Annotated in this window: 18 protein-coding genes; 5 read left to right on the top strand and 13 right to left on the bottom strand. The window is 43.9% G+C overall.

The window, feature by feature from the left end; all coding sequences use genetic code 11:
* Positions 1-104 precede the first annotated feature (104 nt).
* Positions 105-1,253 carry a filament morphology actin-like protein FcmB gene (gene fcmB, locus H6G28_RS08305; protein WP_190589904.1) on the top strand — a complete coding sequence of 383 codons (1,149 nt, stop codon included), beginning with the start codon at positions 105-107 and terminating at the stop codon, positions 1,251-1,253.
* 5 nt (positions 1,254-1,258) lie between these two features.
* Entirely contained in the window at positions 1,259-1,777 is a 519-nt protein-coding gene (gene fcmC / locus H6G28_RS08300; protein ID WP_190589903.1) for a filament morphology membrane protein FcmC, read from the top strand.
* 168 nt (positions 1,778-1,945) lie between these two features.
* On the opposite strand, the gene secA is transcribed toward fcmC, so the two are convergent.
* The 5 genes from secA to H6G28_RS08275 all read right to left on the bottom strand — a co-directional run bounded on the left by secA (position 1,946) and on the right by H6G28_RS08275 (position 9,624).
* Positions 1,946-4,741 carry a preprotein translocase subunit SecA gene (secA, locus tag H6G28_RS08295; RefSeq protein WP_190670209.1) on the bottom strand — a complete coding sequence of 932 codons (2,796 nt, stop codon included), beginning with the start codon at positions 4,739-4,741 and terminating at the stop codon, positions 1,946-1,948.
* Between the two features lie 385 nt (positions 4,742-5,126).
* Complete coding sequence (locus tag H6G28_RS08290) at positions 5,127-6,716, bottom strand: NAD(P)H-hydrate dehydratase (RefSeq protein WP_190670207.1); 1,590 nt, start codon at positions 6,714-6,716, stop codon at positions 5,127-5,129.
* A gap of 258 nt (positions 6,717-6,974) precedes the next feature.
* A complete protein-coding gene (locus H6G28_RS08285) occupies positions 6,975-7,802 on the bottom strand; it encodes a hypothetical protein (protein ID WP_190589900.1) in 828 nt (275 codons plus the stop codon).
* A 570-nt stretch (positions 7,803-8,372) separates the two neighbouring features.
* Positions 8,373-8,828 carry a cupin domain-containing protein gene (locus H6G28_RS08280; RefSeq protein WP_190589899.1) on the bottom strand — a complete coding sequence of 152 codons (456 nt, stop codon included), beginning with the start codon at positions 8,826-8,828 and terminating at the stop codon, positions 8,373-8,375.
* 1 nt (position 8,829) lies between these two features.
* A complete protein-coding gene (locus H6G28_RS08275; RefSeq protein WP_190589898.1) occupies positions 8,830-9,624 on the bottom strand; it encodes a cysteine hydrolase family protein in 795 nt (264 codons plus the stop codon).
* Positions 9,625-9,707: 83 nt separating this feature from the next.
* On the opposite strand from H6G28_RS08275, the gene H6G28_RS08270 reads away from it, so the two are divergent.
* From H6G28_RS08270 to H6G28_RS08260, 3 genes are all read left to right on the top strand, one after another.
* Positions 9,708-11,105, top strand: coding sequence for an amidohydrolase (locus H6G28_RS08270; protein WP_190670205.1), 1,398 nt, complete (start codon positions 9,708-9,710; stop codon positions 11,103-11,105).
* A 352-nt stretch (positions 11,106-11,457) separates the two neighbouring features.
* The gene (locus H6G28_RS08265; protein ID WP_190670203.1) at positions 11,458-12,183 is read left to right on the top strand and encodes a hypothetical protein; all 726 of its coding nucleotides are present in this window, start codon (positions 11,458-11,460) and stop codon (positions 12,181-12,183) included.
* Positions 12,184-12,324: 141 nt separating this feature from the next.
* Positions 12,325-12,876 carry a peroxiredoxin family protein gene (locus H6G28_RS08260; RefSeq protein WP_190670201.1) on the top strand — a complete coding sequence of 184 codons (552 nt, stop codon included), beginning with the start codon at positions 12,325-12,327 and terminating at the stop codon, positions 12,874-12,876.
* Here H6G28_RS08260 and H6G28_RS08255 read toward each other — a convergent pair.
* The 8 genes from H6G28_RS08255 to H6G28_RS08220 all read right to left on the bottom strand — a co-directional run bounded on the left by H6G28_RS08255 (position 12,854) and on the right by H6G28_RS08220 (position 20,433).
* Entirely contained in the window at positions 12,854-14,305 is a 1,452-nt protein-coding gene (locus H6G28_RS08255; RefSeq protein ID WP_190670199.1) for a Ni/Fe hydrogenase subunit alpha, read from the bottom strand. The genes H6G28_RS08260 and H6G28_RS08255 overlap by 23 nt on opposite strands.
* A 169-nt stretch (positions 14,306-14,474) precedes the next feature.
* On the bottom strand, positions 14,475-15,068 hold the full coding sequence (locus H6G28_RS08250) for a CBS domain-containing protein (protein ID WP_190589893.1): 594 nt from the start codon (positions 15,066-15,068) through the stop codon (positions 14,475-14,477).
* 81 nt (positions 15,069-15,149) lie between these two features.
* Positions 15,150-15,695: an NADH-quinone oxidoreductase subunit B family protein gene (locus H6G28_RS08245; protein ID WP_190589892.1), complete on the bottom strand. Its 546-nt coding sequence runs from the start codon at positions 15,693-15,695 to the stop codon at positions 15,150-15,152.
* Positions 15,696-16,006: 311 nt separating this feature from the next.
* Positions 16,007-16,528 (bottom strand): DUF3122 domain-containing protein, encoded by a 522-nt coding sequence (locus H6G28_RS08240; RefSeq protein WP_190670197.1) that lies wholly within the window; start codon positions 16,526-16,528, stop codon positions 16,007-16,009.
* A gap of 33 nt (positions 16,529-16,561) precedes the next feature.
* Positions 16,562-17,278, bottom strand: coding sequence for a bidirectional hydrogenase complex protein HoxU (hoxU, locus tag H6G28_RS08235; protein WP_190670196.1), 717 nt, complete (start codon positions 17,276-17,278; stop codon positions 16,562-16,564).
* 346 nt (positions 17,279-17,624) lie between these two features.
* Positions 17,625-19,256, bottom strand: a complete 1,632-nt coding sequence (gene nuoF / locus H6G28_RS08230) for an NADH-quinone oxidoreductase subunit NuoF (protein ID WP_190591568.1) — start codon at positions 19,254-19,256, stop codon at positions 17,625-17,627.
* On the bottom strand, positions 19,243-19,755 hold the full coding sequence (gene hoxE, locus H6G28_RS08225) for a bidirectional hydrogenase complex protein HoxE (RefSeq protein WP_190670194.1): 513 nt from the start codon (positions 19,753-19,755) through the stop codon (positions 19,243-19,245). The genes nuoF and hoxE overlap by 14 nt, the downstream gene beginning before the upstream one ends.
* A 147-nt stretch (positions 19,756-19,902) precedes the next feature.
* The gene (locus H6G28_RS08220; protein WP_190670192.1) at positions 19,903-20,433 is read right to left on the bottom strand and encodes a universal stress protein; all 531 of its coding nucleotides are present in this window, start codon (positions 20,431-20,433) and stop codon (positions 19,903-19,905) included.
* Positions 20,434-20,461: the final 28 nt, after the last annotated feature.

The following is a 20,461-nucleotide window of genomic DNA, read 5'->3' as shown; positions in this document are numbered from 1 at the left end:
TTTTAGCTACACTTGACGAAACCTAGAATTTTTGGTATCTCGCATGTTTGTATGTAAGATGAGCAAGTTAAATTTTGACAGTTAAGAAAGGACTAGGAGCTTTCATGACAGACCAACCTTCCGCCGCTACCCCAATGAATGCTGCTGCTATCCCACTCAACCGGGTTTCAGCCGCTACCCCAATTAATACTGCTACTCCTGTTAAAACAAATGGCAGTTCTGGCAAGGCTATTCTCAGTGTGGACTTAGGCAGAACATCAACCAAGACTTCTGTCAGCCGCGAACCCGGTAATGTGGTTTTCATCCCCGCCAATGTCAAACAAATGTCAATGGAAGAAGTCCGGGGAGGTATTTTTGAAGCCCGTGCGACAGATCCTTTAATGGACTTGTGGCTGGAGTATCAAGGCAGTGGCTATGCAGTCGGTCAACTCGCCGCCGATTTTGGCGCAAACCTTGGAGTTGGTAAATCTAAGGTAGAAGACGCATTGGCTAAAGTTTTAGCTTGTGCTGGCTACTTCAAGCTAAAAGACGAAATTTCCATCGTCCTGGGTCTACCCTTCCTCTCTTTGGAGCAGTTTGAAAAAGAAAAAGCCCAGATCATCAGTCAGCTGACTGGCCCTCACGTGATGAATTTTAGAGGCGAAAGTGTCTCTCTCAACATCAATAAAGTTTGGGTAATGCCTGAAGGTTACGGTAGTCTTCTTTGGTGTGAAGCTCAACCCAAAAAAGGTGCAGGCAGCCCCGACTTTACCAAAGTATCAGCCGCTATTGTCGATATTGGACATCAAACCATCGATTTGTTGATGGTAGATAATTTCCGCTTCGCTCGTGGTGCTTCTAAGAGTGAAGATTTTGGGATGAGCAAATTCTATGAAATGGTAGCGAAAGAAATTGAAGGCGCAGACAGCCAATCTCTAGCACTCATTTCTGCGGTGAACAAACCTAGAGGAGAACGTTTCTATCGTCCCAAAGGCTCTAGCAAGCCTGCCAACCTGGATGATTTTCTCCCCAACTTGATTGAGATGTTTTCCCGTGATATTTGCAGCCGTGTCCTTGCTTGGCTACCTGAGCGTGTGACTGATGTGATTATCACAGGCGGCGGCGGCGAATTCTTCTGGGAAGATGTGCAACGTCTGTTAAAAGATGCTCAAATCAACGCCCATCTAGCTGCACCATCTCGCCAAGCTAACGCCTTGGGGCAGTATATTTATGGAGAGGCGCAATTATCCGCCGTTCGTGCTGCTAGGTCTTAAAGTCAATGTTCCAATGGTCAAAAAAAGTAGTTAAATCGGTGACGTTCAACCCAGAAGTTGCAGATGAAAGCTTGTTGTCGCTGGTAGAAAGCCATTTAGAGCCTCAACCAGACAAGACTTTTAGCGACCTCTGTAAAGAAGCCCTATGGCAATTTTTATGTGTCCCGGAAGCTGTTAAACCTGCTTCCAAACCAATAGCCGCAGAGTCGGTTGAACAGAAAATCGATGAACTGCAACGCCAAGTGGCTGACCTAGAGGAACGTTTTTTCGCTAAAGAATCGAATCGTTTGGAGGCGATGGAACGCCATATTGTGCAACTCACGCAACAGATGGCGCATCTCGCAATTTTGGTGACAGAGCGACCGCAGATTATTCACCATCAGCCTCCAACTTCACCAGCGCCAGCGCCTGTAGTGTCAACAGTCCCCGCAATGGAAATGGTTAACACTACCTACGCTGCTGCACCTTCTGAAGATGTTGACCCTGTGATTAGTCGTCTCAGTCAGTTTCTGGATGATTTTTAAGAGACGGTTTGGATTGTGAGTATTTTTATTTTTAAGGAATCCTTAGTAGTGCAGGCTATTAAGGATTATTAATTTTTATCATTCAAAAAACTTTGTGCGGCAGTCGCTACAACGGGAGAAAACCCCGTAACGCGCTGCCGCCTTTGCGTGAGATATTTAATAACTCTGCTACACCATTTCCGATGATGTTTGCACCACTGGCTGAGGCTGGGGTTGGAACATGAACAAGGAGTAAACTACATCTCGGCGGATGTTGACCATCATATCGAGGAATAGTTCATAACCTTCGCTCTTATATTCAATTAGCGGGTCTTTTTGACCGTAACCACGCAAACCTACAGACTCGCGTAAAGCATCCATTTGTTGCAGGTGTTCGCGCCACAAGGTATCAATACGCTGCAAGATGAAGAAGCGTTCGGCTTGACGCATCAGTCCTGGTTGCACTTGGTCAATTTGCGCTTCTTTCATGTCGTAGGCAATTCGCACCTGTTCGTGGAGGAATGCTTTAATCTCGCTGACAGACATATCCTCTAGTTGATTTGCCTGCATATCTGATAGCAAGTAGACGAATTCTTTGACTTTCTCAACCAGTTTTTCTAATTCCCATTCTTCTGAGGGCAAATCTGGGTTGATGTAGTAGTCAACGATGTCGTCCATCGTTTTTTCGGCGTATTTGATGACTTGTTCTTTTAAGTCTTGCCCTTCTAATACCCGACGGCGTTCGGCGTAGATGGCGCGACGTTGGTTGTTCATTACCTCGTCGTATTCAAATACTTGTTTACGGATGTCGTAGTAGTAGGTTTCGACTTTTTTCTGTGCGCCTTCTAAGCTGCGAGTCAGCATTCCCGACTCAATAGGCATATCTTCTTCGACTTGGAAGGCGTTCATTAAACCAGCAACGCGATCGCCACCAAAGATCCGCAATAAGTTATCTTCTAAACTGAGGAAAAATCTGGTGGAACCAGGGTCTCCTTGTCGTCCGGCGCGTCCCCGCAACTGGTTGTCAATGCGGCGTGACTCGTGGCGTTCTGTACCTATTACGTGCAGACCACCGATTTCGACGACGTTATTGTGTTCGCTGTCTGTGAACTGTTCGTACTCGTGCTTAATGCGGTTGTATGCTTCGCGTAACTTCTGAATTACTGGGTCTGTGGTGGGTGCTTTTTCGGCTGCCACTGCCACCTTATCTTCCGCTTCTAGTTCTGGTAAACTGCGATCGCCATATTCCCTGACTGCAACATCTACCGCTTCTTTCAGTAGTTTTTCGGTTTCTTTAGAAAGTTGGGTGGGGAAGATTTCTGGTGAAGCTTTCCAAGTTTTGACTTTTTTCCCTGGGGCAAAACCTTGGCCGCCACCATGTCCACCAGGTAAACTACCACTCGCCCTCTGTACACCAAAGACATCTTCGTCTTCTGGTTGGACAATGCGTGGCATAAAATATTCCCGCAATTTCAACCGCGCCATGTATTCGGAGTTACCACCGAGGATGATGTCTGTACCTCGACCCGCCATGTTGGTCGCAATGGTAACAGCACCTCTCCGTCCTGCCTGGGCGACAATTTCCGCTTCCCGTTCCACGTTTTCGGGGCGGGCGTTGAGTAATTCGTGGGGAATACCTGCTTGTTTGAGGAGTTGGCTGAGATATTCTGATTTTTCGACACTAGTGGTTCCTACGAGTACCGGGCGACCAAGTTCGTGCATTTCGGCACATTCTCTGGCGATCGCTGTCCATTTACCCGCCTCTGTCTTAAACACCAAATCCGACAAATCTTGCCGTTTTCTGATGCGGTTAGTCGGAATGATACTGACTTCTAGTTTGTAAATTTTTTCAAACTCAGCTTCTTCAGTCTTGGCTGTTCCGGTCATCCCGCCTAATTTGGGATACAGCAAGAACAAGTTTTGATAGGTAATTGTGGCTAGAGTTTGAGTTTCCGGCTGAATTTCTACGTGTTCTTTGGCTTCAATGGCTTGGTGTAGACCATCACTCCAGCGCCGTCCCGGTAATACCCGTCCGGTAAATTCGTCTACAATGACGACCTCACCATTACGAACGATGTAATTGACATCCTTTAAGAACAATTCTTTGGCTTTAATCGCGTTAAATACAAAGTGCGCCCAAGGATCTTCCGGGTCAAATAAATCTGTGACACCTAAAAGCTCTTCTGCTTCCGCAAAGCCTTCATCAGTCAGCAACACGTTACGAGCTTTTTCATCTACCTCGTAATGGTCATCTTTTCTCAGTGTCAGGGCGATTTCCGCCGCTTGTAAATATTTTTCTGTCGGTCTTTCTACCTGACCAGAAATAATCAATGGTGTGCGAGCTTCATCAATTAAAATTGAGTCTACTTCATCAATGACACAATAGTTAAACGGACGTTGCACCACATCAGCCATTGAAGTGGCCATGTTGTCGCGCAGGTAGTCAAAGCCGACTTCACTATTGGTAACGTAAGTAATATCACATTCGTAGTTCTTTTGGCGCTCGCTGGGGTTCATGGTCGCCTGAATGAGTCCCACACTCAAGCCGAGGAAGCGATGCACCTGTCCCATCCACTCCGCGTCCCGACGAGCTAGGTAGTCGTTGACAGTCACGACGTGGACACCCTTACCCGTGAGAGCATTTAAATAGCTAGGTAAGGTTGCTACCAGGGTTTTGCCTTCCCCAGTTTTCATTTCCGCAATTTGCCCAGAGTGCAGGATGATACCGCCCAACATCTGGACATCAAAGTGTCGCAACCCTAAGACTCGCCGTCCTGCTTCTCTAACCACGGCAAATGCTTCGGGCAAAATATCATCCAGAGTTTCGCCTTTCGCAAGACGCTGTTTGAATTCTCCGGTTTTACCTTTTAATTCCTCATCAGAGAGAGCTTTAATTTCTTCCTCTAAGAGATTAATTTCCGTGATGTAAGGTTGGTATTTTTTCAGTTTACGAGCGTTGGGATCGCCCAACAGGAGTTTTAACATGGCGGTTATGGAACTAAATCAAGGGGGATGGGAAATATAGCTTTGGTATTGATTATAAGAATTTAACCTAACCCAGCTTTTTTAGTAGGAGATGGGTAGGAAATGAAAATTCACTCAAAAACACAAAAACGTAGATGAAATAAATCTACTAAAAGATTTGCTTTTATTTTACGTTTGATATTGAAACTCTATTAATACTATCATTTCGCCCGAAACTGAAGCAGTGAACCCCGATCATGCTGGAGTAGCGATGCCCGACTGAAGTGTAAAGTTTAGGAATGATGTGGGGTGAGGGGCTAGAGGCTAGTTTTTTTACTCAACAATTCCTCATAAATACCCGAAGTAAAATTTCATACTTCATACTTCATACTTCATACTTCATACTTCATACTTCATACTTCACACTCGGCATTAAATATTGCGTCAATGTATGGGCATCTACACCTAGTTCTGTGCGTTCTTGGGCTGCTAAAATTCCGGCTTGGGAATGCCACCAAGCAGCAGTAGCGACGATATCTTCTACAGGAATTTGTTTTTTTGTTGCTTGTGCCAATAAACCACCCAGTAAGCCAGTTAACACGTCACCACTACCACCACGGGCTAAGGCTGGGGTACTTTCAGGATTAATCCAGACGTTACCTTGAGAATTGGCAATGGCAGTCCTCGCGCCTTTTAACAATACCACTGCGCCACTTTGGGCTGCGGCTTCTCTGACGGCTTTGATTCTGTCGTGTTTGGCATCTGATACGTTGGGAAATAACCTGTGAAATTCACCTGTGTGGGGAGTGAGGACGGTTGTCGCTTGTCGTGTTTGTAAAGTGGGGATGGTATCTAGCTGTGCCAGAATATTTAAACCATCGGCATCCAGAAGCAAGGTGCGATCGCTCTTAATAACTTGCTGCACAATGGGAGTAGCTTCACGGGTTAAACCAGGGCCACAGGCGATCGCACTAAAAGCATTTAAATTAGTATTCTCTGGTAATGTTAATTCTAAAATTGCCCCCGTCTCGGTTTCTGGGCAACCAATAATTAATGCTTCCGGTAAATGTGACACCAGAAGATATTTTAATGATTCAGGAACCGCTACAGAGAGCATTCCCACACCACTAGCCCGCGCCCCCAAAGCTGTTAAAATTGCCCCACCAGCATAACGCCGCGAACCACAAATTAATAATAAATGTCCTTCTTTATACTTGTGGGTTACTGCTGGACGTGGCAGAGGTAAAGTAGAAAGTGCTGTTTTTCTAGTAATTCGTCTAATTCTTGGTGTATCTCCCAATACCGCTTCTATATCTGCCAAGGAAATATCAAAATCAATTAACTCTGCTTTGCCGACATACTCTAAAGCATGATCCTGCAATAAACCCAACTTCCACAAACCCAAGCATAATGTGTAAGTAGCGCGAATTGCCGTCCCTAAAACTTCCCCAGTATCGGTATGCAACCCAGACGGGATATCAATACTAATAATTGGTTTTTGCCATTCATTGAATTGATTAATTGTAGATGCGATCGCATCAGTAAGCGGTCTTTCTAACCCAAATCCAAATAAACCATCAATTAAAAAATCACAATTCGGTAATTGTTCAATATTTTGATAACAAGAAATACCCAAACTTTGAGCATATTGTAAATGCTGTGCAGTTAATTCTTTTAACTTAGAAAAAGGCGAATATATCCAAACTTCATACCCACGAAAGTGTAATTCACGGGCTACAACCAAAGCATCCCCACCATTATGACCAGGGCCAACTAAAATACCTACACGGCATAAATTATCAGACAAAGGAAATAACTGCTGCACGCGCAGGGCAATCAGTCCAGCGACCTTTTCCATCAAAGCAGCTACAGGCATCCCTGCGGCAAAAATCCGTTCTTCAATGTCCCGCATCTGCACGGCCGTGACTACAACTTGTGCAGTATATTCTTGTCTGTTTTGCGCGTGGTTGATCTGAATAAGAGACGGGTTTGGCATTGTTATAAATTTCCAGATTTAGTTGCTGATAGGAGTTGAGTTAAAAGTTAGTGAAAGAGAATTCAGAAGTCAGGAGTCAGAAGCCAGAATTATTAATTCATCAATCTTCTGCTAAAAAATTGATTATTACTGATTAACAAACTCTGAGCAATTCTGACCCTTCGACAAGCGCAGGGAATCGCTTCTAGATTCTGAATTATTCAAAAAATCTCCAGATGTTTACTCTTTACTTTTAACTCAGAACTCGGCACTCAGCACTTACCTAGCGTAATAGACCCTCGCATCGCCAAATCCTAAATCCCGGACATATCTATTCCATCTATCTGCATCACCCCGTTCCACAAATGGCCCTACAGCTACATGAGGGCCAAAGGGTCTTTGTCTTTCTTGCACTAAGCTAGAATAGCCACTTTTACGGATGATTGTATTAGCAATTACAGGTAAATCTTGAGTTCTCCCAGGAATCACAACATAATACCGATTACTTCTCTTTTGAGAATTGCTGCTACTATTACTACTGCTAAAATTTTGTATTTCCTGCCCGTTAGAAAAGCTGACAATTCTTGCACCACGAATACCAGAAAATTCTAGTTGTCTCACCCGATCCTCAGCGTTAGATCGCCTGTTAAACACTCCTGACTGAATAATCGAACGTCCTTGATATGGACGGATGTAAGCCTCTGGTTCAATTTGCCGGACTCTTTGCAGTGTTTGGTAATTATCACTGTCAACATAGACAAAGTAACGTTCAAAGTTTTGGCTATATTGATTTGGCTGACTCGGTTGAATTAATACAGGATTTTGTTGAGACTGATTATCTGTAGATGGGTAGGGAAAAGGAGTAGAATCATATTGCTCAATTTGCCCTGGTTGTATTTGGGGCAAAGTTTGTTGATTATCTGGGGTAACGGAAGTATCTGGCGGTGGTGGTAAAGTTTCAATGACTGTTTGTTGTGACAACAAAAGATGATGATTGTTGATTTGTGCTTGGGCTGGATAAATCTGGGAAATCATCGCCAAGGAACTTCCCAAAAATAAAGGCATTATCGACAATGTACTAAACTGACCTGATAACTTTATGGACATAGTAGTAACAAAATTTTTCAAACCATATAGTCTAAGCATAAAATCCACAGGCACAGGTGGCAATGGATACATTATAGGAAACAGGTGACAGGTGACAGGAAACAGATTTGATGATGAGTCTTTTTCCTTTAGAAAATAGTAAGGTTGGGTTACGCTATCGCTATCGCTACACCCAACCTTACATCTGATGAGGATGAGATCGTGCTAGTTGATATTGGCACTCATGATGAGGTTTATTGAAAAAAGATAAAATGATGAGCTTGATTTTTAAGACAGTCGCTACTTCTGGAAAGATAATCTTTTGACTTTTGATTTTTGACTTCCCGTTAGGGCGTGATACACTTTACAAGTCTCTGCGCGAGAGAAGAGAAAGCGACCACCCAAAGCCACCTACAACTGACTATTGTGAGCTAAGAAGGCATCAAACATAGACGCTATAGGCAGTGACTACATCCAGATTGCCGTAAATTCCCGTAAAAAGCAACATAGTTAGACTTGTAATGCCAATAAGGTGCGTTACGCTTTGCTTCAACGCACCCTACAATTTTCTAAAATTCTCTGAATTTTTATTCAATAAGGCATAAAGGTATCTAACCTGCCAAATACTGCCATATCTTCTGCATCTAATTCTACAGGTGTGCCACTGCGAATTAATTCAGCAAAGTCTTCATTTGGAACCATAATTGTTAAGGTATACAGGCGGCTAGAGCCTGTATTTTTAATTAAGTGTGTGCCTGTGGGCGGTACTAATAAACTATCTCCGGCTTTAATAGCGACTTTTTTACCATCACAAATAGCTACTCCTTCACCTTTGAGAATAAAAAACATTTCTACTGCCCATTGATGGCGATTTGGCGGTGTTTGTCCACCCACATCAAATATTTCTACACAACAAGTTAAAGAAGTATTGGCGTTGGTGGAATCAAAGATAATTGCTAATCGATTACTATCATGAGGGCTGATGCGGTATGCTTGATAATCTTTGGGAGATTTAATAACAGGAATTACGCAACGAGTAGAGTGCATCTTAATCATCCTCTCCTGTTAATTTGGGGTGGCTTAAAGCGGTGAAAATTGCTTGGGAATCGGTGACGAAACCAAAGCACTGTTTAACGTTGTATAAGGTTGCTAACCAACAATAATCGGGTGAAGTTGTCGCGGTACAATCTTTAACTAAAATGCAGTCATATCCTAAAAAATTAGCGTCACAGAGTGTAGTTAATACACATTGATCAGCATTCACACCAGCAAAAAATATTGTAGTAATTCCCAAATTCCGCAGAATACTATCTAAGGGTGTGTCCCAAAAGCCACTCATACGGTATTTGTCGATGCGGATATCTTCGGGTAACTGTGGTAGTTCATCAACTACGGCTGCTGCCCAACTACCTGCCATTAATACCCTAGCACCGTTTTTGGGTAAGCAGTCGCCTAAGCCCACACCATCACCGCTAGGGTTATAGACGTGACGGGAAGCCGCACTGATATTGAGTAAGTCGGGACGATTACCCCAATTTACCCAAATTACCGGCACGTTAACATGACGCAGTTTGGGCAGTAAATTATTTAACGGTTCAATGGGTTGACGTGCGGGAGTCACATCCACGCCAATATGCGCTAACCAGCCATCGGGATGACAAAAGTCGTTTTGCATGTCAATAACAAGAATGGCGGCTTTTGCCAAGTCAAGGCGCAGGGTTTTAGTTTCGGTTGTTAAGATAACGGGTTGTGGGTTTTTGGGAGAACGGGTAATATCTGCGATCGCATGATCTACCATCCAAGCATTTGGCGCAACTCCCAAAGTCCGCAGAGGCTGATTCATAAATTTGCAACACCCAACACCTATTTCTATTTTGTAACTTGAAAACAGGTAGAGCGTTCAATTACTTAATCAAGGTTTAAATCGTGAACTTTACTATTAAAAATGTCTTAATTTCTACTGATGATGGGTACTCCACCACAGATGTGCAGGTTGTAGATGGTAAAATTGCAGCGATCGCACCTCATCTTGATGTTGTGGGGACGGCAGTTAACGGCGAACATAAGCTACTACTACCCGGTTTTGTTAACGCCCACACCCATTCTTCGGAAAAGTGGCAACGGGGAATTATTCCGCCTTTGCCTTTAGAATTATGGTTGGCGCAGTTGTATGATTTTCCCCCCCTCGACACAGAAAAAGTCTATCTCAGCGCCTTGGGAACGGCGGTAGAAACTTTACTATCTGGGGGTACGAGTGTTGTAGATCATTTGGTATTGATTCCTGGGGAAGAGTTAGAAACCATCACGGCGGCGGTTCGCGCTTACCGAGAAATTGGGATTCGGGCTTTTATTGCACCGTTAATTCAAGATGAATCTTTAACCGCCGGTATTCCTTCTGGGGAAAATGAACGTAACCACGAGCCTTATTTTCGTTCGACTGCGGAAACTTTAGCACTTGTGGAGGAAGCCGTTAGACAATTTCATCGCCCGGATGAAGGGGTGAGTATTTTAGTTGCGCCTACGGGGATTCAGTTGTGTAGTGATGCTTTATTTACTGGTTGTATTGAGTTGAGCGATCGCTATAATTTATGTCGTCACTCCCATTTGTTGGAAACCAAAGCCCAAGAAAAACTCGCCCAGGAAAAATACGGTTGTAGTGCTGTTGAACATCTTAAACGCCTGGGTTATTTAGGCGATCGGACTTCTCTCGCCCATTGTGTGTGGTTAAATGAATTGGATATTGAAATTCTCGCCGAAACTCAATCTACAGTTGTGCATAATCCCTTAAGTAATTTGCGTTTAGGCAGTGGAATTGCGCCAATTTTAAAATATCGCCAAGCTCAAGTAAATGTCACATTTGGTTGTGATGGTGCTTCGAGTAATGATTCCCAAGATTTATTAGAAGCGATTAAAATTGGTTCAATTCTGCACAACACCACAGAACGAGATTATCAATATTGGATTACACCCCGACAAGCAACAGAAATGGCAGCTTTGGGTGGTGCTAAAGGTTTGAATATGTCAGATAAAATTGGTTCTTTAAATGTTGGTAAACAAGCTGATTTAGTCCTTTATGATTTGACCAGTTTATCATTATTACCTCGGACTGATCCCATCGGTCTATTAGTTTTAGGTAGACCGACAAACGCTGTTGATAGTGTGTGGGTAAATGGCAAACAAATAGTAGATAATCATCAAGTAACTAAGATTAATGTTGATGAGTTGCGACAAGAATTATTCCAACGCAGTCAGTGGGATATTCAGCGTTATTCGCCAACTGTCGTGGAGATTGAAGCTCATTATCGTACTGTCATGGGTTTGTAAATTACAAAAAAATACGGTTACATCTTATCAACTTACATCTGCTACTTTATTGCGATTAAGCGAGACTTACGTAAGTGTCATAATTGGTGGTTGGTGCGTGACGCTATAAATCTGATGACTCCGTTCAAATCTTCTCGTCGCGTCACACACCCTACAGAAAAAATATGCGAGTTGCGTAAATCCTATTAAGGTAAGGTGGGCAATGCTAAAAATTTGCTGACTTATTAATTTATAATTTTTGGGAATTGCACAACCTACGTTGATATGTAGCCTCTCATGGAATTGGTATAAAAAATACGTTGCAATTTCCTTATACCGTGTTTCTGTCTTATTAAATTAAAAGTAGTCACTGATGAATCAAGAAAATAATCAAAACCAAACAAAGCAGAAACCACAGGACGATCAGAATAAAGCTCGCAGAAATTGGTGGATTGAAATTGTCTCGCTATTAGCATTAGGATATCTGATATTTAGCTTAATTAGTCCCATCTTTTTTAAAGAAGGACAACAGCCCAGAAAAATAGAAATTCCTGATATTTTAGTTATTGCTATTATTTTATTTTTCAACTCTAATTTGCTCAATAGATTAGAGGATTTTGGTATTTCTAAAGAAGGTGGGATTACAGCTAAGTTTAGGGAACTAAAGCAAGAAGTCAATAAACAGAAAAAAGAAATCGATGAACTGCAAGCACAACAACTAGAACAGTTAGAAAAGCAACAAAAAAACTTAGAAGAAATGCAAGCGTTTATGTATAATTTTTTATTAGGAGATAAAGATTATGAAAAGATTGCTCAACTTGATCAGCATTTACAAGCAAATACTAACTATAACTTTTATGTGTCAGAAAAGGTCGCTGATGAATTAAGACGTTTGCGAGATTTGAAATTAATTCAGACTAATTCTGGTTATATTAGCGATTTGGTGAAAGCAAGCGATTATGGTAGACAACCAATCGATTTGACTAAATATCTTTGTGTTACAGATTTAGGTAAAAAGTTTTTAACAACTCGTGATACTTTACATTCTAGCAATCAACAAGAAACAACTAATTCTGAGGAAACACCAAAAGTTGAGTAGGTAATGGTGTCTATTATCTATTTTTTCTCATCTGTATGCTACATCGGGAAGCAGGATAGGATAATGATAGGAAGATAAAATGGATATATCCATTATCAATATTTCAAACAAAAACACGAAATTATTATTGTGAGGCTTGTTATGCTAACTTCAACTGATTTTAGAGGCTTATTTAATGAGCGATTTTTCCGTAACTTCTTGCCAATACCTGCAATTAGTTACTTCAATTTGGAAATAGGTACACCAGATTTTCAATTACCGGATATTACTAACGGTAATTTAGTAAAATTATCAGATTATCGTGGTAAGCAACCAGTATTACTGGCGTTTACTCGTATCTTTACCGAAAAGCAATACTGCCCGTTTTGTTATCCCCATATTAAAGCTTTGAATGAAAACTATGAGGAATTTACAAAACGTGGTATTGAAGTATTAATGATTACAAGTACTGATGAAAAGCAGAGTCAAATAGTTGTCCAAGATTTGGGCTTAAAAATGCCTTTGTTAAGTGATCCCAGTTGCCAAGTATTTCGGAGATATCGAGTTGGGCAAGCTTTGGGAGCGCCTTTACCAGCGCAGTTTGTGTTAGATAAAGATGGCAAATTACTTTATCGCCATTTGTTTTCTTTTTTAGATCATAATGCGAGTGTGGAGACATTGTTAGAACAGTTTAATGCCGCCAAACTTGATTAATAATTTTGCCATCGGCTGCTATTAGTTGAATTTGTAAAGGCATTTGTCCGGCGGCGTGAGTTGAACAACTTAAACAGGGGTCAAAGGCACGAATCCCGGCTTCGACACGGTTGAGCATTCCTTCAGGAATATCATTACCTTGAATGAAATGTCGGGCAATTTGAGCAACTGTACGATTCATTGCTAGGTTATTTTGTCCTGTGGCAATGATTAAGTTGACTTTTTGCAGTAACCCATTTTCATCAACGCGATAATGATGAAATAATGTGCCGCGTGGTGCTTCGCTGACACCAACTCCTTCTAGTTGGTTAATGCCTGCTTCGGCACGCAGTCGTGTTGATAAAATGTCTGGGTCGTTAAGTAAAATTTCAATGTGTTCGATACAAGCGATAATTTCGATTAAGCGGGCATAGTGATAAAAGAAAGATGATTTGACTGTACCTTGACCGCGATCGCGGAATTCTTGTAATTCTTGATCAGCTAAAGGTGTGCCAATTCGATTACAAATATTCAACCTTGCCAGTGGCCCTACCCGATACATCCCACTATCTATCCGACAATGGTCATTTTGGTTAGGATAACCCAAGGGTCGATAGTAGGGAGATTTTAAGTAAGAGTCTGGTTGAACTGCTTCCCCAATAAATTCTTGATAGCGCGTGGGATCAAGTTTGTCGGCAAGGATGTTACCTGCACTATCCACAAAGCGGAGATGTCCATCGTAAGTTTCCCACAAACCATTGGGAGTGACTAACCCCATGAATAAACTAGGGAAATTACCAAAGGTTTGGGCTTCGGCGGCATAATCGTCGAGCAAGTTTTTAAATCTCGCCAACGCATTTAAAATCGTGGTGAGGGCTTCAGGAATGCGGTTTTGGATATGGCTGCGATTTTCTTGTGTGAGTGGTTCGCGCACACCACCAGGAACCGCCCAAGCTGGGTGAATCTTTTGTCCTCCCAGTAACTCAATAATTTCTTGACCAAACTGACGTAAACGAATTCCACCACGGGCAAATTCTGGTTCTGCTGCAATTAAACCAAAGACATTGCGGGTTTGGGGATTACTATCCATTCCCAATAAAAAATCAGGGGCGCTGAGATGAAAGAAGCTCAGTGCATGGGATTGGAGAATTTGCCCTAAATTCATCAACTTTCTGAGTTTAGCAGCTGTGGGTGGGATAGTAACAGCTAAAATGCGATCGCCTGCTTTAGCCGAAGCTAACAAGTGACTCACCGGACAAATACCACAAACCCTAGCGGTAATTGCCGGCATTTCCCACAACGGCCGACCTTCGCAAAACTTCTCAAACCCGCGAAATTCTGTGACATGAAAGTGAGCATCACTCACTTGACCAGTATCATCCAAAAAAATACTAATCTTGGCATGTCCTTCAATGCGGGTAACGGGATCGATAACGATTTTTTTAGTCATTGCTGGTTAAGAGTGCTGAGTGGGGAGTGTGGGGAGTGTGGGGAGACAAGGTAGAGGGGGAAGACAAGGTAGAAAGATGCTTGTGTGTCGCCCGTGTCTCCCTTGTCCTCCTTGTCTCCCTTGTCGCCCGTGTCTCCCGTGTCGCCCGTGTCTTCCTTGTCCCCTCACTTCACACTTCATACTTCACACTTTCCGAGTAATCTTCAAAAGCTGTGCTGTCGATTTTGACGGCTGTTTGATGTGCGATTTCTGATTGCATTTCATCTACTGCATCCCAAGCTGCGGCGCATTCTTCTGAGTGGATACCTTTTTCTATGCAGATGGCGCGAGCTTTTTTAATCTCTTCTTGTAGTTGTTGTTCTAAAAGAATCGACCGGGGTTGTTCCAGAAAGTCACTTAAAGCCAAAATATCAGTCAGCGAAATGATCCCTACCAGTTCACCTTGGATAACAGGCGCTCTGTGTAAACGATGTTGAGCAAACAACCGCGCGACATATTCTAAACCCAAGTCGGGATTAATTGCGATGCAGGGCTTGGTCATAACCTCGTATACCCGTGTTTTATGAGGGTCTTTACCATAAGCAATAACTTTATAGACAATATCGCTCTCGCTAATAATGCCGTAAGCATCTTGTTCGTGGCGACGGTCGACAATTAACGCCCGCCAATCTCTAGCCCGCATTAACTGTACTGCTTCTGCAACTGTGGCAGAGCTGCGAATGGTGGCTACATCTTTTGTCATAATGTCTGCGGCTTTTAGCATAATTAATCTCCTATAGAGTGGGGAATAAGGGGACAAGGAGGACAAGGGAGACAAGGTGGACAAGGGGGATGAGGGGGAATTTTAACCAAATTTGATTAATTCGCGTCCTGCGAGTTGTGGTTTTTCACCTTTTAAAAGCGGTTCTAATGCGGCGCGAATGCGTGTTGCTGAGGGTGGACAACCGGGTAAATAAATATCAACGGGGACTACGTAATGTACAGGTGTGACTTGATCTAATAGCGGGGGTACTATGCCGGGTTCTTGGGGTATTTGGGGGTGAAGATCCACTAGTTCGACGTAACATCGCTGGAGTACTGGTTCGGCGCTACCTAATGGATTACGTAAGGCGGTAACATTGCCAGTCACAGCACAATCACCAAAGGAAATTAAGAGTTTAGAACGTTCTCGAACGGTGCGGATTGTGGTTAAGTGTTCTTCATTAGCGATCGCACCTTCCACCAAAACTACATCTACATCCTGGGGATATTCTTTAATATCAGCGAATGGGCTGTAAACAATATCCACCAGTCCGGCTAAATCTATCAGCCATTCATCTAAATCTAGAAAGGACATGTGACAGCCAGAACAGCCGCCTAACCATACTGTTGCTAGTCGTAAGCGAGTCATAGTTGATTTTGGGGAGTGGGGAGTGGGGAGTGGGGAGTGGGGAGTGGGGAGTGGGGAGTTGAGGGAGACAAGGGTGAGGGGGGAGACAAGGGTGAGGGGGGAGACAAGGGCGAGGGGGGAGACAAGGGCGAGGGGGAGACAAGGGCAAGGGGGAGACAAGGGCAAGGGGGGAGACAAGGGCGAGGGGGGAGGTTTGGAAGGATGGTGAAGAAATCTTTCCCCCCTCTCTTCCCACACTCCCCACACTTCCCACACTCCCCACTCCCCCCACACTTCCCACACTCCCCACACCTCCCAAACTCCCACACTCCCTACTCATCCCTCATAACTTCCTGCCATTCCAGGACGACAGGGTAAGGGACTGAAATATTGATCGACTTCTGTCCAGGTAAAGGAATGGCGAGTTGTAGGGGTTCGTTGGGTAATTGGGGCAAGATATTTTGGAAGTCGTACTGGCCGATAGTTGGGGCTGGAGCTTCATCGAGGAACACGTCAGAGGCTGTGAACACTTTGCCGGAAGCGGTGGTGATTTTAAGGGGTTGGGGATGAATTAATTCGGCGGAGTTGGGAAAACCCACAAGCCGCAGATTTACACTGGTATTTTGACCAGGATAAATCTGCTTAAATAGAACCACTTGCCAGACGTGTCCTGATTGATCATCTAATTTTGTTTGTGAGCGATAAAGTATTTCGCCAGGGGCGGCTTCTAAATGTGTAACAGATGCGATCGCCGTTGGTGATGTGGGACTTGCTAAAGCCAGGAATATAGATATTGTCAAAATACTGACTACTAGCAACCACCAAAATATGTTTCGGATGCGACGGAGTTTCATATATATCTCCTGGCTTCGACTCAAAATCAACGGCTAAAAATTCCATTGCTGTTTTTCTCTTGCGGTAACTAAGAAATCAAGTTTGTCCCGATGATGTTTCATTTCCCCAACACTGGAACCTTGGTAGAAAATCGCACCTGTGGGGCAAGCGTTGACACATTTACCACAAGAGGTACAAGTTTGAGATGTTCCCCAGGGCTGACTCAAGTCAGTAATGACGTGGGAGTTTGTACCCCTGCCTGCCATATCCCAAGTGTGAGCGCCTTCGATTTCGTCACAAACACGGACACAGCGAGTACACAACACACATCGGTTATGGTCAATACCGAAGCGATCGTGGGAAACATCTACTTTGCGATTGGGGAAGTGATAATCTAAACGTACATGATCCATACCCATTTCAATCGCTAAGTCTTGTAATTCGCAATTACCGTTTGCTACGCACACAGAACAAATGTGATTGCCTTCCGCAAACAGCATTTCAACAATTGTGCGACGGTATTTTTGCAGGCGATCGCTATTGGTGTAAACCTCCATTCCTTCGTTAACTTTTGTCACGCAAGCAGGTTGTAATTTACTACTGCCGGCAATCTCAACTAAACACAGCCGACAAGCACCGACATCTCCCACACCTTCTACATGGCACAGTGTGGGAATATGAATTCCGGCTGCTTGCGCTGCATCTAGCAACGTTTCTTCTTCGCTGGCGCTGACCAGTTGACCATTAATTGTTAAGGTTTTTACGGTCATAATTAGGTGAGAGGTTACAGGTTATAGGTTACAGGTGAGGGACTAGGGATTAGGGGTTAGAGGTTGAGGGTTAGGGTTTAAAAATTCAGGTTTAACATTTAGGAAACTAACGCCGTGTGCAACTTTCTCTAAAACCTAACCCCCAACCCCTTCCCTCGTAGGGAAGGGGAGCAAGATTCAAAGCCTCTCTCCGCTCCGGGGAGCCAGCGCGTTGCGGAGGTTCCCTCCGTTGTAGCGACTGGCGTGAGAGGTTTGGAGAGGGGTGTCAAGAATAAGTCGCACATCGCGCAAACTAGTAATATTTGTCACTAATCTCTAACCCTCACACCCTTACACCTCTAAACCCTTACACCATTACTTCCTCCTCCTTAATCAACTCCAAGTACTCTTCAATCAACTCAACGTATTCCTCGCGGAAGTAACGTAATGTACTCAAGACGGGGTTGGGTGCAGATTGTCCTAAACCGCACAGGCTGGTGTGTTTGACCATATCGCACAGTTCTTCGAGGAGCGTCATATCAGCTTGAGTTGCTTTGCCTTGCATGAGTTTGGTTAATAATTTGTGCATCTGCACAGTGCCGACGCGGCAAGGAATACACTTACCGCAGGATTCATCCATGCAAAATTCCATGAAGAAGCGGGCAACGTCTACCATGTTGGTACTATCGTCCATGACAATCATGCCGCCGGAACCCATCATTGAGCCGAGGTTTGTCAGGGATTCATAATCTACAGGTGTATCAAAGGCGGAAGCAGGGATACATCCCCCAGAAGGGCCACCTGTTTGTACTGCTTTAGCTGTACCATCATCGGGAATACCGCCTCCCATTTCTTCGACAATTTGTCGTAAGGAGGTTCCCATTGGGACTTCGATTAAGCCTGTGTTGCGGATTTTGCCTGCGAGGGCGAAAACTTTTGTCCCTTTGCTTTTTTCCGTCCCAATATTCGCAAACCAGTCAGCACCGTTACGAATAATTGGTGCGATGTTAGCGAAGGTTTCGACGTTGTTAATTAAGGTGGGATGACCCCACAAACCCGATTCAGCCGGATAGGGTGGGCGGGGATGAGGTAGGCCACGTTTACCTTCAATACTCTCCATTAAGGCAGTTTCTTCACCGCAGACATAAGCCCCAGCACCAATGCGGATATCGATTTTGAAGTCAAAGGGAGATTCAAAAATTTGGCTACCCAATAAACCAAGGCGTTGGGCTTGATGGATGGCAGTTTGCAGCCGATGAATTGCCACGGGATATTCTGCCCGGACATAAATATAACCTTGATTTGCTCCAACTGCATAAGCCGCGATCGCCATTCCTTCTAAAACGCGATGGGGATCACTCTCTAGGACACTCCGATCCATAAATGCACCGGGATCACCTTCATCGGCGTTACAGATGACAAATTTGCGGCCGCTTTTGGCTTTAGCAACAGTCGCCCATTTAATTCCTGTGGGATAACCTGCGCCTCCCCGTCCGCGCAAACCACTGCGGCTAATTGTCTCGACTACTTCACCTGGTGTCATTTCGCGCAACACATGGTAAAGAGCTTGATAACCTTTAGCGGCAATATAAGCTTGAATTTTTTCGGGGTCAATTTTGCCGCTATTTTCTAAAACGATGGGTTTTTGATAACTAAAGAATGGCTGGGATAAATCTATTTCGGAAATATGGGTTTTGCCGCCATCCAAGGCTTCAATAATTGCAAATGCGTCTTGAGTGGTGACTTGTTCGTAAAGTTTACTGCCTGCTGGGGTGTCAACTTGAACTAGTGGCCCTTGGCAACATAAACGCATACAGCCCACACCAGAAACTTGTACATCTTTTTCTAAACCTTCGGCTTTGATTCCTGCTTCCAGTTCATGTTTAACACTGGCGGCGTTACCAGATAAACAGCCAGCAGCCGTACAGCAACGAATTTGTACTGGTTTAGCTTGAGAGCGTTCTTGTTTGGCAATTGCTAATAATTCATTGAGTTCCATTTTCCAGCCATCCTTGGATGCGATCGCAAACTGATTCTGGGGTTTGATTGCCTAAGACTGTGCCATCAAACACCACAGCCGGCGCAATTCCGCAAGCCCCTAAACATCTTGCTGTCAGTAGTGATAATTGACCGTTGGTTGTAGTTTCACCAGCCCGAATATGAGCCATTTTTTCTACACTTGCCAAAATTGCTTGAGCGCCTTTGACGTAACAAGCTGTTCCTGTACACAGCACACAACTATGAACTCCTTGGGGCGCTAAAGAAAATAAATGGTAAAAAGTCGCTACACCATAAACTCGGCTGGGAGGCAGTTTGAGTTTATGAGCAATATAAAGTAATAAGTCGCTTTCTAAGTAACCGTATAGTTCTTGGGCTTTGTGGAGAATTTCGATTAAGGCATCTTGTTGATACTGGTGACGCTTCATAGTTGCGTCTAGCATCTTCAGGCGTTTATCACCACTAGGATGGGGTAAAACTACGGTTGATGCGGTTGTCATTGTTACTGCTAGAGATTCGTGAGTTATAGGAGGGGCGGGGAGTGTGGGGAGTGTGGGGAGAGAGGGGAGTGTGGGGGGAAAGATTTCTTCACCATCCTCCCACTCCTCCCACCCTTCCCCCTCTCCCTTGTCTCCCTTGTCCCTAAGTCAAGCCTGACTAATCACCGTCACGGCTGGTTTGTCAGCCTCTTTCTTGACAGGGGGGTGATTGACGATAAAGACTGAACATTGGGCGTGATGCAGTACGTAGTTACTTACACTACCCAAGAAAAATTCTGTTATTCCCGAACGTCCCCGATGTCCCATGACAATTAAGTCTGCATTCCATTGAGCAGCCAGTTTACAAATAGTATTGCCAGGGTTGCCTAAAATTTGGCTAAATTCTGCTGTCACATTGGCTGTGTTGGCTTGAGCCGAGAAAGATTGCAACATCCCTACGCCTTCATCTTTGAATTTATCCCATTGTTTTTGGTATAAATCTAAACTTTGGGCGCTCAAACCTGGATAGTAGTCCACATTAGATAACATGGGAATATAAGGGCTACCTTCTTCCTCTGGGGAGAGAACATGCAGCAGCAATAATTGGGCGGATATAGCTTTGGCTAAGGTCAATGCTTGCTCAAAAACCTCTGTTCCCATTTCCGAACGATCCAATGCAACCAAAATCTTTTTCAGCATATAGACCTCTGGCTGTGATTGCGAATAA

This window comes from Nostoc sp. FACHB-190 (genome assembly GCF_014696905.1).
Lineage (GTDB): Bacteria > Cyanobacteriota > Cyanobacteriia > Cyanobacteriales > Nostocaceae > Nostoc_B.
Note: the sequence above shows the minus strand (reverse complement) of the source record. Positions and strands in the feature narration are given on the sequence as shown.

Coding starts and splice junctions, on each gene's coding strand:
- fcmB (WP_190589904.1), top strand. CDS start 105: ATGACAGACCAACCTTCCGCCGCTACCCCAATGAATGCTGCTGCTATC.
- fcmC (WP_190589903.1), top strand. CDS start 1,259: ATGTTCCAATGGTCAAAAAAAGTAGTTAAATCGGTGACGTTCAACCCA.
- secA (WP_190670209.1), bottom strand. CDS start 4,741: ATGTTAAAACTCCTGTTGGGCGATCCCAACGCTCGTAAACTGAAAAAA.
- H6G28_RS08290 (WP_190670207.1), bottom strand. CDS start 6,716: ATGCCAAACCCGTCTCTTATTCAGATCAACCACGCGCAAAACAGACAA.
- H6G28_RS08285 (WP_190589900.1), bottom strand. CDS start 7,802: ATGTCCATAAAGTTATCAGGTCAGTTTAGTACATTGTCGATAATGCCT.
- H6G28_RS08280 (WP_190589899.1), bottom strand. CDS start 8,828: ATGCACTCTACTCGTTGCGTAATTCCTGTTATTAAATCTCCCAAAGAT.
- H6G28_RS08275 (WP_190589898.1), bottom strand. CDS start 9,624: ATGAATCAGCCTCTGCGGACTTTGGGAGTTGCGCCAAATGCTTGGATG.
- H6G28_RS08265 (WP_190670203.1), top strand. CDS start 11,458: ATGAATCAAGAAAATAATCAAAACCAAACAAAGCAGAAACCACAGGAC.
- H6G28_RS08260 (WP_190670201.1), top strand. CDS start 12,325: ATGCTAACTTCAACTGATTTTAGAGGCTTATTTAATGAGCGATTTTTC.
- H6G28_RS08255 (WP_190670199.1), bottom strand. CDS start 14,305: ATGACTAAAAAAATCGTTATCGATCCCGTTACCCGCATTGAAGGACAT.
- H6G28_RS08250 (WP_190589893.1), bottom strand. CDS start 15,068: ATGCTAAAAGCCGCAGACATTATGACAAAAGATGTAGCCACCATTCGC.
- H6G28_RS08245 (WP_190589892.1), bottom strand. CDS start 15,695: ATGACTCGCTTACGACTAGCAACAGTATGGTTAGGCGGCTGTTCTGGC.
- H6G28_RS08240 (WP_190670197.1), bottom strand. CDS start 16,528: ATGAAACTCCGTCGCATCCGAAACATATTTTGGTGGTTGCTAGTAGTC.
- hoxU (WP_190670196.1), bottom strand. CDS start 17,278: ATGACCGTAAAAACCTTAACAATTAATGGTCAACTGGTCAGCGCCAGC.
- nuoF (WP_190591568.1), bottom strand. CDS start 19,256: ATGGAACTCAATGAATTATTAGCAATTGCCAAACAAGAACGCTCTCAA.
- hoxE (WP_190670194.1), bottom strand. CDS start 19,755: ATGACAACCGCATCAACCGTAGTTTTACCCCATCCTAGTGGTGATAAA.
- H6G28_RS08220 (WP_190670192.1), bottom strand. CDS start 20,433: ATGCTGAAAAAGATTTTGGTTGCATTGGATCGTTCGGAAATGGGAACA.